We start from the raw sequence: 13500 nt of genomic DNA, 5'->3' as shown, positions 1-13500 counted from the left end.
AGAAGGCCGGCTACCCATTACAGTCCGGCGTTCCTCAGGCGGTTGGCGTGTTGCTTGAAAACCGCTTTCGGGTCTGTCTCGAACAGGCTGTGCAGCCCCAGGGCCTGATTCACTTCGTCCAGATGGTTCATGAAGTAATTGTCCCGGATCACCTTGCCAAACCGGCTGCTGCAGCGGCCCACCAGGCCGTCATTCTGGCTGAAGCCGAAGGCGAGGCTGGTGGTGCCCAGCAGCGCGTCGGAAGGATCCAGTACGTTGGTCAGAACCCCTGTGCCACCCCAGGAGTAGAAGCGGACGCCGTTTGCCGAGTAGGCACCTTCACCACAGGCGGTGGTTGGAATGCCGGCAGGGGCAAAATTGTTGAACTCGGCGCTGCCCTGGGTGGTCAGGGACTGCAGGCTGGAACGCAGGTCCTGGTTGTAACCGCCACCGGAGAGCAGGTCGATCAGCCCGCCCAGCGCATTACCCAGATTGGCTGCGAGGCTTTCGGCAGGGGAGCCATAGATAAGGTCGGCGACCGGCGAGCCTTTATGGGGTGAGCCAACTGACGTCACCGAGGCAACCAGATCCGGCCTTACCCTGGCAATGTAACGGGCCGTCGGGCCACCATGGCTGTGGCCGATCAGGTTGACCTTGCCGTGCACCGCGGCGATGGCCTGTACCTGCGGCAGCAGGGCTTCACCCCGGGCGATGGTGCTGTCCAGGGCCGGCACCTGGGTGGTGTAGACATCGGCGCCATATTTGCGGAGATCCTCCGCGACCCCGTACCAGTAATCCACGCCGGCAATGGAGTCAAAGCCGAACATACCGTGTACCAGCACAACCGGGTAACGGGTATCCGTGTAGTTTGAAGGGGTAGAGTCCCACCACCAGGCGGCAGAGGGTGCGGACCAGGCCACAGTGAGGGCCAGGGCCAGTGCTTGGATCCAGAGTTTCATTGTCGTTCCTACAGTTTGATGTTGTGTTTGTTATTCAAACTGCGGCTCAACCTAACGGGTTGCTCCAGAGACTATCTTCTCGTACTGCATCTGCAACATGGCAGATCGAGTGCTTCCGTGCGCTGACTTGATTCTTGTGTTTGTTAGATTGGTGCCGTCAGAGCATCTCGGTAGAGATTAGATCAACATTTGATCAGTCGGGATGGTAAGTCAACGGCAGAGGAGGCCAGATAGGTGTTCTCGCCTTGAAAATGTGACGCTCGTCACTGAGGTGGCCCCGCAGGACATGCTGCGACCTGCGGGGCGTCGATGGGGGAAGGCGGAAATGTCAGAGCGTGGCCATGACCTTTTTCGCCGCCGCTATGGTATCGGCAATGTCCTGTTCGGAAAGCGCCGCCGTAGTGAAGCCAGCCTCAAAGGCCGAGGGTGCCAGATAGACGCCTTCCTTCAACATGCCCTGGAAGAACTTCTTGAAGCGTTCGACATCACAGGCCATCACCTGGTCAAAGCGAGTGACAGAGGTTTCCCCGGTGAAGAAGAACCCGAACATGGCGCCCGCACTCTGCACCGTCAACGGGATGCCGGTGGCGTCAGCGGCTTCTTTCAGGCCATCGCGAACGGCATTGGTTTTCTCGGTCAGCCGGTCGTGGAAGCCGGGTTCGGAGATCGCATTCAGCGTTGTCAGGCCGGCACACATGGCCAGGGGATTGCCGCTCAGGGTACCTGCCTGATACACAGGGCCGAGTGGTGAAATGTGCTCCATGATTTCCCGTTTGCCGCCAAAGGCGCCGACCGGAAGGCCGCCACCGATCACCTTGCCCAGGGCCGTGAGATCGGGGGTAACACCGTAGAGTCCCTGCGCACCGCCGAGGGAAACCCGGAATCCGGTCATCACCTCGTCGAAGATCAACACAGTGCCATGCTCTTCGCACACTTCCCGAAGCCCTTCCAGGAAGCCCGGAACCGGCGGAATGCAGTTCATGTTACCGGCCACCGGCTCAACGATAATGGCAGCGATCTGGTCGCCCATCTCCCGGAAGCATTCCCGGACGCTGTCCATGTCGTTGTAGGTCAGCGTGATGGTGTGCTCGGCCAGGCTTGCGGGGATGCCCGGGGAGTTCGGTACGCCCAGGGTGAGCGCGCCGGAGCCGGCCTTCACCAGCAGTGAATCCACATGGCCGTGGTAACAGCCCTCAAATTTCACGATCTTGTCCCGACCGGTATAGCCCCGGGCGAGTCGAACGGTGCTCATGGTGGCCTCAGTGCCGGAATTCACCATGCGTACCAGTTCAATGGAGGGCACCAGTTCGCACACCTTCTTGGCCATCTCGGTTTCCAGGGCTGTGGGTGCGCCATAGCCAACGCCCAGGTCGACCTGGGCGTGCAGGGCATCCTTGATGCGCTGGTCACCGTGACCAAGAATCATGGGGCCCCAGGAGCCGATGTAATCGATGTAGCGCTGATCGTCTTCGTCGTACAGATAGGCGCCCTGGGCGTGTTTGAAGAAAATGGGCGTACCACCGACACCGCGAAACGCCCGGACCGGAGAATTCACGCCACCGGGGATGTATTTCTGGGCCTGCTCGAACAGGGTTTCGGAGTGCGTCATGGATCTGGGCTCCTGTTATTCGGGAAGTGAAAAAAGTGGGTGATGGCTGGCGAACAAGCGTTCAAAAGCTTTGGCCCGCAGCTCAATGTCATCAGCCGTACCGCCGAACAGGCCGCCAACCACGGCTAGCATGTCGGCCCCGGCGCGAATCAGGGGTTCGCCGTTTTCTACAGTCACACCGCCAATGGCGGTCAGCGGGCGCCCGAAATTCTTTGCTTCGGTCAGCACTCCGGGTGATGCTGCCGGTGCGCCGGGTTTGGTCGACGACGTATAGAAGCGCCCGAACGCCAGGTAGTCGGCGCCTGCCTCCAGTCCGGCCTGTGCCAGTGACAGATCGGCGTGGCAGGTGATACCGATAATGGCTTGTTCACCGAGCAACTGGCGGGCGGCGGTCAGCGAGCCATCCGTCTGCCCCATATGGACTCCGGCAGCGCCCACGCGTTTCGCCAGCTCCGGATCGTCGTTGATCAGCAATGGGACGCCAGCGTTCTGGCAAACAGCCTGAAGATTCCTGGCCTGGGCAAGTCTCTCGGCCATCGGCGCGTGTTTCTCGCGGTATTGTACCATGACCGCGCCGCCGCGAAGCGCTGCCTCAACCGATTCGATCAGTGTTTCGGGTGGCGTGAGCGCGCTGTCCGTGATGGCGTAGAGGCCCGGACGAAGCCCTTTGCTCATCGTTCCCACAGAATGCCTCGATCCGGGACCGGCTGGCCTTTACCCACTTCCAGAGCGTGCAGTATTGCGCGCTGGACGTAGTTCTGGGCCTGGGAGATGGCAGCGCGTGGAGACAGGCCGGAGGCCCTGCCGGCGGCAATGGCCGCGGCAAGGGTACAGCCGGTGCCGTGATACTCGCCGCCGATACGTTCAACCTCCCAGCGCATGGCTTCAGGCGCGTGATTATAGAGCGTGTTGATAATGTGAATGCCGGTGCCATGCCCGCCGGTGGCCAATACCGATTCGCATCCGCCTTGCAGCAGGTTGTCGGCGGCCTGATCAGGGTTATCGCTGCCCCCGAGCATCGCCAGCTCGATACCGTTTGGCGTAATCATCTCGGCCAGAGGAAACAGCTTCTCTTTCATGGCGCTAACAAGCTCGTCGTCGGCCAGGTCACCTCCACCTGCGGCCTTGATCACCGGGTCGGTAATCACTGGTATGCCGGGGTGTTCACGGAGGAACTCCACCAGCACATCCACCACCGCAGCATTGCCCAGGGCACCGGTTTTGATGGCGTGAATGGGAGTGTCTTCAGCAAGGCACTGGAGTTGCTGGCGAATCAGGTCTGCGGATACCGGTTCGGCGCCATATACGTTGCGGGTATCCTGAACGGTGAGGCAGGAGAGAACTGGCAAGGGGTGGCACCCCAGCGAGGTAATTGCCTGAATGTCGGCCTGAATGCCGGCACCGCCAGAGGGGTCGAGGCCGGAAAGAACAAGAACCTGGGGTCGGGTGTAGCGTTTAATGACTCAGCTCCTCAAAACGGTTTGACAACGGCCAGGATAACAACTGCCAGCAGGATCAGGACCGGCAGCTCGTTGAACCAACGGTAAAACACGTGGCTTCTGGTGTTCTGGTCGTCCCGGAAGACCTTTACAAGGTGTCCGCAATAAAAATGGTAAACAATCAGAATTGCCACCAGTAACACCTTGGCATGCATCCAGCCCTGGCTGAAATAGCCAGAGGCATTGTAACTTATCAGCCAGAGGCCGAAGACAACGGTCGCGACCATCGAGGGCGTGGTGATGCCGCGGTACAGCTTGCGCTCCATGATCTTGAAGCGCTCACGACCGGGCTCGTCCTCGCAGGCGGCATGGTAGACGAACAGTCTGGGCAGATAGAAGATGCCGGCGAACCAGCACACCAGTGAAATAATATGAAAGGCTTTCACCCAAAGCATTCATCAGCTCCGTCGGTATTGGTAGTAACTCTCTATATCGGCTTTCAGCACCACGCCATAAACCCGCTGGATCATGGGCGCCACGTGGCGTTGTACGTAAAGGGCCTCGGCATTGGTTGCATCGAACTCGTTCAAGGCCTCCTCCAGGGTGGCCTGGTACTGTACCGGGGCAACGTCACGACGGTTGGCGGGAATGTCCATCAGGTCAATGGACTCCGGTGGTTCGATTTCCTCCTCGGCCACCAGCTTTTCCGTATCCTCCAGGTATCTGGCCAGATCGACGGCCGGTAACAGGGCGGTGGGTCCGCTACTGCCCTCAACCACCAGCCACTTTGGCTCGGATTTCAGGGCTTTTCTTGCCTCTTCGACACTCAGGTGCCGCTCGGTGCGTAGTATGCTGCGGTCCATGATGGCACCAACCGATACTCGTCGGAGGGCCTGAATTACCGGGGAATTCTGGTAGCTCAGCCCCTGGTTCTTGAGAATGGTCAGGAACAGTGATTTCTTGCCGAAGGCCTCGCTGGTGACCAGGCTCGAGGTGGTAATGATAAGCATACCCGGAAGGATGATGTTGGGGTTTCGCGTGAGTTCCATCAGCGCCATCAGGGCAGCGAGCGGCGCCTGAAGCACGGCACCCATCATGGCGCCCATTCCGAGCATGGCGTAAAAGCCAACCGATGATGCGTGTTCCGGCAAAATCTGCGCGCCGATCAACCCCATGGCGCCGCCCAGGGTTGCCCCCATGAACAGCGTGGGACCAATCACGCCGCTTGGCATGCCCAGGCCAATGGAAAGCGAGGTGATCACCAGCTTGGCAGCGCCAGCTCCCAGCAATAGCCAGAACCCCAGCTCACCATTAATGGTTTCGTTGACGGTGTCGTACCCGATCCCCATGGTTTCCGGAATGAAAATGGCGAATGGCACCATCAGAAGGCCCGCAATGGTAATGCGCAACAAGACCGGACGGTGGTGGTGCTTGCCCATGGTGTCGACCAACTGGATAAACAGCGCCGCAGCGATGCCGATAATCACGGCAATGGCCAGTATCCAGGGGATCTCCGTTAACGAGTTCATGGTCAGCGCCGGCACGCTGAAGGCCGGTTCCGCGCCATAAACCGCCTGGGTAACAATCGCTGCGCTTACCGCCGCCAGAATGATTGGCGTGAAACCCGCAATGGTGTATTCCATCATCACCACTTCCATGGCGAAAATGACACCTGAGATCGGCGTGTTGAACGACGCTGAAATGGCCGCCGCACAGCCGCAGGCCACCAGTGTCCGGATGCTGTTGTTCGGCAGGCGCATCCATTGTCCCATCAGGCTCGAAAAGGCCGCACCCAGGTGCACGGCCGGCCCCTCACGACCTGCCGACTGGCCACTGACCACGGTGGCCACCCCCGAGATAAACTGCACAATCGCACTGCGTATGGAGATGTAGCCCTGATGGTAGTTCAGGCGCTCCATAACGTGAACGATCCCGACCTTGCGGTCGTGGGTGGCCAGGCGGTGCATCAGCAAGCCCAGGCCCAGCGCCCCGGCGAGCGGGAGAAGCCCTCGGGTCAGCAGGTCCAGTTCCTCGAAGGATTCGGAGCCATCGCCTGGAAGAAAATGCTCGAGCGGCCACTCGATGGCCAGGCGGAACACCAGGATGACGCCACCGGTAATCAAACCGGATAGGAGGCCGAGCACGGCCAGTTGCGGCAATGCATCAACACCGGACAGTCGGCGCCGGAAAACAGGAATCAGATGCTCGGTAATCTGGTGCCAGATTTTCTGCATGAGGCCAGAGTTCCGGTGGATTTGGGTGGACTGTCAGAAGGTTTCTGACAACATTGTAACGGTCGCCCTGAGGGCTGCAATAAGTCATTGGTTTATCATGGTAGACTACGGCGTCAAAGCACTTAATTCTGATACGACGTCGCTGGAGAAAATGGTGATTAAAGTAGGCATCGTTGGTGGCACCGGCTACACCGGTGTGGAACTGCTGAGAATCCTCGCGGTTCACCCTGAAATTTCGGTCAGCTGCATTACCTCAAGGTCTGAAGCGGGCATGCCGGTAGCGGATATGTACCCCAATTTGCGAGGGCACTACGACCTGGCGTTTTCTGAGCCCGACGTCGCCGTGCTTGGAGCCTGCGATCTGGTGTTCTTCGCAACGCCCCATGGCGTAGCCATGAGAATGGTTCCGGAACTGATGTCCGCCGGCGTGCGTGTAGTGGATCTGTCCGCTGACTTTCGTCTGAAGGATCTGGATGTCTGGGCCAACTGGTACGGCATGGCCCATGAAAGCCCGGAATGGGCGGAGAAGGCGGTTTACGGACTGCCCGAAGTGGTGCGCGATGAAATTCGTGCGGCTCAGCTGGTTGCCAACCCGGGTTGCTACCCCACAGCGGTTCAACTTGGTTTCCTGCCATTGCTGGAGCAAGGGTTGGTGGATCCTGCCCGTTTGATTGCGGATGCCAAATCCGGCGCCAGCGGCGCAGGCCGGCAAGGCAAGATTGGCATGCTGCACGGTGAGGTTGGTGAAAGCTTCAAGGCTTATGGCGCCTCAGGCCATCGTCATCTGCCGGAGATCCGCCAGGGTCTGTCCGGCGCGTCCGGCGGCGATGTGGGCGTGACCTTCGTTCCCCATCTGATTCCGATGATCCGTGGCATTGAAGCAACACTCTACGCCGAGCTTAAAAATCCGGCCGATTTTGATCGGCTGCAGGCGTTGTTTGAAGAGCGTTTTGCCGACGAGCCCTTTGTCGATGTCATGCCTTTTGGCAGCCATCCGGAAACCCGCAGTGTGCGCGGGGCGAACCAGTGTCGTATGGCGCTGCACAGGCAGGAGCAGAGCAACATCGTGATCGTCTCTTCCGTCATCGATAACCTGGTTAAAGGTGCGGCGGGGCAGGCGGTTCAGAATATGAACATCATGTTCGGACTGAAAGAAACCATGGGCCTTGAGGCCCCGGCGCTGCTGCCTTGATGCCCAAGGGAAGATTGTGAGCGAACAGCGAAAGCCGGCCGAAGAGTATGTGGTTATCCGGCATCGTCCGGGGTACCGCCTGCGAAGAACGGCCATCCTGCTGGCATTCACCGTCGTGGCGGCGATTGCCGGGTATGCCACGGGGCTGGCCCAGAGCGGTTTCCGTTTTTCCAGCGCCGAGGAGTCGAACCAGGTGCTGGAGAACGAAGTCGAGAAACTGCGGGACGACTATCGCAAGGCTCGGCAACAGCTGATCAACCTGGAGCGTGGGCGCGCTATTGATGAACAGGCCCTGAATCAGGCGCGTAAAACCATCGTCGATCTGGAAACCCGCATTGGATCACTGCAATCGGACCTGACGTTCTATAAAAACATCATGGCACCTTCGGAAACCAGCAAGGGGCTCCAGGTTGACAGTTTTACACTGGTTCCGGCCCGAAACCGGGATAGCTATGACTTCAAGTTGGTGCTGACCCAGGTCGGCAACAACAAGAGCTACATTTCCGGTGTGGTGGCGGTCAATGTCATCGGTTTGCGTGATGAAGAAAAAGAGGTCATCGCTTTGCGTGATCTCTCGGAGGATATAGCCGATCTCGGTGTGAAATTCCGTTTCCGGTATTTTCAGGACGTTGAAGGTTCGCTGAAATTGCCGGAAGAATTTGAGCCGCTTGAGATCCAGGTGGTAGCCCAGGCGGAGGGAAGAAAATCCTCGCAAGCCGAGCGCACCTTTAACTGGGACGATTTAACGGAGAACTGACATGCTTGGCAAGAAAAAGCAGAAACCGCGCCGGCCCACCGGCCATTTTGACACTCTGATTTCCTCTCGGACTACCGTGGAAGGGGATGTGCATTTCAGCGGTGGGCTTCACGTGGATGGCCGTATTCGCGGGAAGGTGGTTGCTGATGAGGGCACTGACGCGGTGCTCAGGGTTTCGGAAGTTGGCGAAGTGACAGGCGATATCAACGCGCCCCACGTCATTATTAACGGTACTGTAAACGGTGATGTTTACGCATCGGCGCATCTTGAACTGGCGGAAAAAGCCTCTATCAATGGTAGCGTGTACTACAACCTGATCGAGATGGCGATGGGTGCCTCGGTGAACGGAAATCTGGTACATCAGCGGGAACCTGTCGGTCTGCTATCCCAGGATGCCAAATCTGCCGGATCCGGGCACAAGCAGGTTGCCAACGGTGATGAGGACTCGGGATCCGAGGAGTCGGCCGATGGTGGAAAGTCCGAATAGTTGATTGTTTTAGTCAGGAATACCATAATCGCCTGAGTTGTTCACGATAATCCGGAGGCGAACTTGAGCGCAGTTCAGCAACAAATGGCCACACCGCTGTTCTTTAGTGACAGTGCCGTTGCCAAAGTACGTGAGTTGATCGAGGAAGAAGAAAACCCCGAACTCAAACTCCGTGTCTTTGTCACGGGCGGGGGCTGTTCCGGATTTCAATACGGCTTCTCGTTTGATGAAAACCAGGATGAGGAAGACACTGTGATTGAGCGCGATGGTGTCTTTCTTCTGGTTGATCCGATGAGCTACCAGTATCTGGTGGGTGCCACCATTGATTACCAGGAAGGCCTGCAGGGATCACAGTTTGTGGTCCAGAACCCCAACGCCAGTTCCACTTGCGGGTGTGGCAGTTCCTTCTCTATCTGATCCAGAAAGGCTTCAAGCCGGGTAGATGGCTCCCAGGATGCGAGGGCCAGTCGCCCCGGTCACGTCAGGCAGATTCCCGGGTTTCCCTTCGAGAGCCTGCTTTGCCAGCCATGCAAACGCCACAGGTTCCACCATTTGAGGGTCCACGCCGAGTTCCGAGGTTAGAGAGAGCTGGGCCTCTGGCAGTGCCTTGCCAAGCTCGTCCATCAGGAGAGGGTTTCGCACTCCACCGCCGCACACGTAAACCCGAAGGTCTGTGGTCTCAGGCAGCTGATTAACGACGCTGGTAACGGTCAGTTGTAGCAAAGTCCTCTGGATATCTTCTGCTGAAATGTTCGGGTGGCGACCTACCAGTGTTCTGACCCAGTCAAGATTGAACCGCTCTTTCCCGGTGCTTTTTGGGGGTGCCTTCGAGAAGTAGGCATCGGAAAGCATGTCGTCAAGCAGCTCCTGGTTAATGGAACCCTCTTTGGCCCAATGGCCATCGCTATCAAACGGAAGCCCGGTCTGGTCCAGGCACCATGCATCCATCAATGCATTGGCTGGGCCCGTGTCAAACCCGGTTGCCGGCAGGCCCGCGCTTGCCGGAAGCCAGGTGATGTTGGCAATGCCCCCGAGGTTAAGAATGCAGCGGTTCTCGGTATCCGAACTGAAAAAGGCCTTATGGAAGGCTGGAACCAGTGGCGCACCCTGGCCTCCCGCGGCCATATCCCTTCTTCGAAAATCGGCGACCGTTGTGATGTTTGTGGCTTCGGCTACCACAGATGGATTGCCGATCTGGATCGAGAAAGGGGCTGTGCCGGAGGGTTGGTGCCGAATCGTTTGGCCGTGGCTGCCAATGCCGCGAATCGTCGCCCGGTCAAAACCGGATGTTTGAATAACCTCGTGCGCCGCTTCGGAAAACAGCGTGCCGACCAGAGTGTCGAGCTCACCGACCTCGTCGGGTGCGGCCTGATTCTGGCTGGCGGCAAGCAGGCGATGGCGAATCTGATCGGGGTAAGGGGTGGTGTGCGAGGCGTGGATCTTTACGGTGTTGTTCTGGAAAGACACCAGCACGGAATCAATGCCATCCATGCTGGTGCCCGACATCAACCCTATCCAGGCTTCCATTCTACGTTCAGTCGTCTGAAGCCAGCGCGAGTTGCTGATAGCTCTCGCGGAAAACGTCAAACTGCGCGATTCGTTGCTCGGTGAACTTTTTGAATCGAGCCATTTCGGAAGAAGGAATGGGCTTGGCATCCGGTAGCTTGACGGTGCGCGAGTTACGCGGTGACCCGTTCAGCCTGAACTCGTAATGCAGGTGTGGGCCAGTGACCATCCCAGAGGAGCCGACGTGGCCGATAGTCTGGCCCTGCTTGACCCGGGTGCCGTTCTTGATGCCTTTGCCCAGTCGGCTCATGTGAGCATAAAGGGTGGTGATGTTGTCACCATGCTGGAGGATAACGGTCCGCCCGTAGCCACCCTTCCAGCCGGCAAATTTCACCCGTCCTGAACCTGCTGCCTTGATGGGGGTCCCGGGAGGTGCTGCGTAGTCAGTGCCCTCATGTGGGCGGACAACGTCCAGAACCGGATGGCGGCGCTGCAGGTTAAAAGCAGAGGAAACCCGGGCATTAATTGGGGTTCGCAGGAATGCCTTGCGCATGCTCTTGCCATCCGGGGCGTAGTAATCAGTGTCGCCATTGCTGTCGGTGTAGAGCAGGGCGAGGTTTTCTTCACCACGGTTAACAAATCTGGCAGACAGGATTCGACCGGTGTCGAACTTTTCGCCATCCAGGTAGAGTTCCTCGTAAACCACTTCGAACTGGTCGCCTTTTCGGACGTCGTAAACAAAGTCGATGTCCCAGCCGAAGATGCCGGCCAGCTCCATGGTCAGGCGGTCATTGAGGCCCGCGTCACGAGCGGCAAGATACAAAGAGCCGTCGATAGTGCCGGACGCGAAGGCCGGCCGTGCTTCCGGTTTGCGAACTTCGGTCTCGCCAGTGAAGTTATCACCCTCTTTCGTAATCTTCAGGGTCTCCAGAAGGTTTCGTTGCAGATCAATGGCTGCAAGTGAGCCGTCTTCGGTGGTGGCAAAACGAATAGTCTCGCCAGCGTACAGTCGCTGAAGCTTGTCCGCTTCACCGTCACCGTGAATAACGGAAAGCATAATGCCGTCATTGAAGCCGGCCTTCTTGAACAGGGACGAAAGGGTGTCGCCGGACTTGATTGCGAAGGCTTGCCAGTCGAGCTCGGGCTCTTTCGGGGCGGCGGGTAATTCCGGTGCAGCAAGGCTTGCCTGCTGGCCAGCTTCTGTCGCCACCTTTGATTCGGATACTTCCGGCTGGGTCTCTGTGACAGGGTCGGCCGGGGTTGTTGCCTGCGCTGTCGAGGCGCCTGTTTCGGAAACAGTGCCCTGCTCCAGATCCAGAGCGTAAGACATCCTTTTCGCTTCAACGTTGCTGCTGGGACTCATAAGGATGGCAGCGGTAACAACAACGGTGGCCGCAGCAGCAATGGTAATGTGAGTTTTGGGAAACATTTTTAGCACGTATCGCACCCGTTTTAATCGGTATTACGGCAGCTTGTACTACCTAATTAAAGCTGTTGTTCAAGTATAGTCCAACAGATTACCGTATAAAATGCATGCGGGACAGCGTGGAACATTACGGTTACTGTTCCATCCTCCGGATTTCTTTTAACAGCGTTGTTATAATACGCCGCCCTGCAAATTCGGTGTTGGTCAATTTCTGGTCAGCTTACTGTAGCAGGGGAACAGGTAACTCACAGATTTCTTTTGTTGAACTCTGTAACTGACAGAATCTTTCCAAGATCAAAGCGGGGACGTGTTGTTCATGGCATCCATTGATGAAGCGTTGGCGATAATCAAGCGAGGCGTAGACGAACTCATTCCGGAAGATGAGCTTGTCGAGAAATTAAAGGAAGGTCGTCCGCTCCGGATTAAGGCGGGTTTCGATCCCACTGCGCCGGACCTTCATCTTGGGCATACGGTTCTTATTAACAAGCTTCGCCAGTTCCAGGATCTCGGTCACGAAGTGATGTTTCTGATTGGAGACTTCACCGGAATGATCGGTGATCCCACTGGTAAGAGTGCCACGCGCCCTCCTTTAACGGAACAGCAGGTTGCCGATAACGCAGTTAGCTATAAAGAGCAGGTATTCAAAATCCTGGATCCTGAAAAAACGCGCGTCATGTTCAATTCCGATTGGATGAACAAGATGAGCGCCGCCGATATGATCAAGCTGGCGGGACAGTACACCGTTGCTCGCATGCTGGAGAGGGATGATTTTACCAAGCGTTACAGGGCTGAGCAGGCGATCGCAATTCACGAGTTCCTTTACCCGTTGGTTCAGGGGTATGACTCCGTTGCCATGGAGGCCGATGTAGAGCTGGGCGGGACCGACCAGAAGTTCAATCTTCTGATGGGGCGCATTCTTCAAAAGCACTACGGCCAGTCGCCCCAGGTGATTCTTACCATGCCGATTCTCGAAGGGCTCGATGGTGTTCAGAAGATGTCTAAGTCTCTGGGCAACTACGTTGGTGTAAATGACTCACCAGGTGAAATGTATACCAAGCTGTTGTCTATGCCGGATGATCTCCTGTGGCGTTACTTCGAGTTGCTGAGCTTCCGGCCACTCGCTGAGGTGGAGGAGTTTCGTAAGAATGTTGCTGGTGGCGCCAACCCGCAGGACTATAAGAAGCTGCTGGCCGAAGAGATTATTACCCGGTTCCACGATGAGGTAGCAGCACGCACTGCCCACAAGTCTGCCGGTAACCGCGTAGCCCTTGGCGAGATTCCTGAAAATGTGCCGATGGTTGAGGTGTCTTTGGAAGGGCAGCAGGAGATTCCGATGGCTTCGGTGCTTCGCCTGGCGGGTTTGGTAAAGAATGGGGCGGCAGCCAGAGATGTCCTGGGGCGTGGTGCGGTCTTTGTGGATGGCCAGAAATTCGAAGGCGATCGGATGTTTGTGGAGGGTGATGATTGTGTGATCCAGGCGGGCAAGAAGAAGATCGCCCGTGTTCTGATCACTGTGTGATCGATCTTGGGCGATTTTGAGTTTTTTTCATAATCGCCGTTGACACCCACGGGCAGGTCTGTAGAATGCGCATCTCTTTCGAGGGGGCACCGCTGAGGTGGCTTGGAAATCGAAAGATAACTGTTTGAAAGCGCTGAAGAAAATGAGTTTTGAGATTCTTCAGAAAGCGGTTGACAGGCAAGCGATTCACTGTAGAATGCGCAGCTCGAAACAAGCAGTAAGCCGGGTCATTTTTCGGCGCTTTCCGGAGACGGAAAACACCGAAAAATAAACGGTTGACAAGGCGGCGGAACGATGTAGAATACGCGGCCTTGATTGAGCAACAGCTCAAACGCTCTTTAAAAAGTTGACCAAGTAATTCGTGTGGGCGCTGGCCGAGGTATTTCGGATGCG

14 protein-coding genes are annotated in these 13500 nt (G+C 57.2%); 5 read left to right on the top strand and 9 right to left on the bottom strand.

Going from position 1 to position 13500, the window contains the following annotated elements:
• Positions 1-17: 17 nt before the first annotated feature.
• The 6 genes from KEHDKFFH_RS18750 to KEHDKFFH_RS18725 form a co-directional block, all read right to left on the bottom strand.
• A complete protein-coding gene (locus tag KEHDKFFH_RS18750; RefSeq protein WP_104323316.1) occupies positions 18-938 on the bottom strand; it encodes a lipase family alpha/beta hydrolase in 921 nt (306 codons plus the stop codon).
• 328 nt (positions 939-1266) lie between these two features.
• Entirely contained in the window at positions 1267-2547 is a 1281-nt protein-coding gene (gene hemL, locus KEHDKFFH_RS18745) for a glutamate-1-semialdehyde 2,1-aminomutase (RefSeq protein ID WP_104323315.1), read from the bottom strand.
• A gap of 15 nt (positions 2548-2562) precedes the next feature.
• The gene (gene thiE, locus KEHDKFFH_RS18740; protein ID WP_104323314.1) at positions 2563-3222 is read right to left on the bottom strand and encodes a thiamine phosphate synthase; all 660 of its coding nucleotides are present in this window, start codon (positions 3220-3222) and stop codon (positions 2563-2565) included.
• Positions 3219-4007: a bifunctional hydroxymethylpyrimidine kinase/phosphomethylpyrimidine kinase gene (thiD, locus tag KEHDKFFH_RS18735; protein WP_104323313.1), complete on the bottom strand. Its 789-nt coding sequence runs from the start codon at positions 4005-4007 to the stop codon at positions 3219-3221. Before thiD ends, thiE begins: the two co-directional genes overlap by 4 nt.
• An 11-nt stretch (positions 4008-4018) precedes the next feature.
• Positions 4019-4441, bottom strand: a complete 423-nt coding sequence (hemJ, locus tag KEHDKFFH_RS18730; RefSeq protein WP_104323312.1) for a protoporphyrinogen oxidase HemJ — start codon at positions 4439-4441, stop codon at positions 4019-4021.
• 3 nt (positions 4442-4444) lie between these two features.
• The gene (locus KEHDKFFH_RS18725; RefSeq protein ID WP_104323311.1) at positions 4445-6220 is read right to left on the bottom strand and encodes a chloride channel protein; all 1776 of its coding nucleotides are present in this window, start codon (positions 6218-6220) and stop codon (positions 4445-4447) included.
• Between the two features lie 154 nt (positions 6221-6374).
• On the opposite strand from KEHDKFFH_RS18725, the gene argC reads away from it, so the two are divergent.
• The 4 genes from argC (at position 6375) to erpA (ending at position 9073) form a co-directional block, all read left to right on the top strand.
• On the top strand, positions 6375-7412 hold the full coding sequence (argC, locus tag KEHDKFFH_RS18720) for an N-acetyl-gamma-glutamyl-phosphate reductase (protein WP_104323375.1): 1038 nt from the start codon (positions 6375-6377) through the stop codon (positions 7410-7412).
• A 16-nt stretch (positions 7413-7428) separates the two neighbouring features.
• On the top strand, positions 7429-8169 hold the full coding sequence (locus KEHDKFFH_RS18715; protein WP_104323310.1) for a DUF6776 family protein: 741 nt from the start codon (positions 7429-7431) through the stop codon (positions 8167-8169).
• 1 nt (position 8170) lies between these two features.
• Positions 8171-8656, top strand: a complete 486-nt coding sequence (locus tag KEHDKFFH_RS18710) for a bactofilin family protein (RefSeq protein ID WP_064228565.1) — start codon at positions 8171-8173, stop codon at positions 8654-8656.
• 84 nt (positions 8657-8740) lie between these two features.
• A complete protein-coding gene (erpA, locus tag KEHDKFFH_RS18705) occupies positions 8741-9073 on the top strand; it encodes an iron-sulfur cluster insertion protein ErpA (protein WP_198412821.1) in 333 nt (110 codons plus the stop codon).
• A gap of 12 nt (positions 9074-9085) precedes the next feature.
• On the opposite strand, the gene KEHDKFFH_RS18700 is transcribed toward erpA, so the two are convergent.
• Together KEHDKFFH_RS18700 and KEHDKFFH_RS18695 are read right to left on the bottom strand one after the other, a co-directional pair.
• Entirely contained in the window at positions 9086-10183 is a 1098-nt protein-coding gene (locus KEHDKFFH_RS18700; protein WP_104323308.1) for an anhydro-N-acetylmuramic acid kinase, read from the bottom strand.
• A gap of 7 nt (positions 10184-10190) precedes the next feature.
• A complete protein-coding gene (locus tag KEHDKFFH_RS18695; protein WP_104323307.1) occupies positions 10191-11600 on the bottom strand; it encodes an OapA family protein in 1410 nt (469 codons plus the stop codon).
• A 304-nt stretch (positions 11601-11904) separates the two neighbouring features.
• Between KEHDKFFH_RS18695 and tyrS the strand changes: the two genes are divergently transcribed.
• Positions 11905-13107 carry a tyrosine--tRNA ligase gene (tyrS, locus tag KEHDKFFH_RS18690; protein WP_104323306.1) on the top strand — a complete coding sequence of 401 codons (1203 nt, stop codon included), beginning with the start codon at positions 11905-11907 and terminating at the stop codon, positions 13105-13107.
• Here tyrS and KEHDKFFH_RS20325 read toward each other — a convergent pair.
• Positions 13097-13500 (bottom strand): hypothetical protein (locus KEHDKFFH_RS20325; protein ID WP_206748230.1); only part of this gene is annotated, 404 nt, incomplete at its 5' end. The genes tyrS and KEHDKFFH_RS20325 overlap by 11 nt on opposite strands.

The sequence above is a fragment of the Marinobacter maroccanus genome (genome assembly GCF_002933275.1).
GTDB classification, from domain to species: domain Bacteria; phylum Pseudomonadota; class Gammaproteobacteria; order Pseudomonadales; family Oleiphilaceae; genus Marinobacter; species Marinobacter maroccanus.
The sequence above is the reverse complement of the archived record's forward strand: the minus strand, read 5'-3'. Positions and strand labels throughout refer to the sequence as shown.

Bases quoted from the DNA above. Each gene is read 5' to 3' on its own strand.
- KEHDKFFH_RS18750 (WP_104323316.1), bottom strand. From the start codon at position 938: ATGAAACTCTGGATCCAAGCACTGGCCCTGGCCCTCACTGTGGCCTGG.
- hemL (WP_104323315.1), bottom strand. From the start codon at position 2,547: ATGACGCACTCCGAAACCCTGTTCGAGCAGGCCCAGAAATACATCCCC.
- thiE (WP_104323314.1), bottom strand. From the start codon at position 3,222: ATGAGCAAAGGGCTTCGTCCGGGCCTCTACGCCATCACGGACAGCGCG.
- hemJ (WP_104323312.1), bottom strand. From the start codon at position 4,441: ATGCTTTGGGTGAAAGCCTTTCATATTATTTCACTGGTGTGCTGGTTC.
- KEHDKFFH_RS18725 (WP_104323311.1), bottom strand. From the start codon at position 6,220: ATGCAGAAAATCTGGCACCAGATTACCGAGCATCTGATTCCTGTTTTC.
- KEHDKFFH_RS18710 (WP_064228565.1), top strand. From the start codon at position 8,171: ATGCTTGGCAAGAAAAAGCAGAAACCGCGCCGGCCCACCGGCCATTTT.
- erpA (WP_198412821.1), top strand. From the start codon at position 8,741: ATGGCCACACCGCTGTTCTTTAGTGACAGTGCCGTTGCCAAAGTACGT.
- KEHDKFFH_RS18700 (WP_104323308.1), bottom strand. From the start codon at position 10,183: ATGGAAGCCTGGATAGGGTTGATGTCGGGCACCAGCATGGATGGCATT.
- tyrS (WP_104323306.1), top strand. From the start codon at position 11,905: ATGGCATCCATTGATGAAGCGTTGGCGATAATCAAGCGAGGCGTAGAC.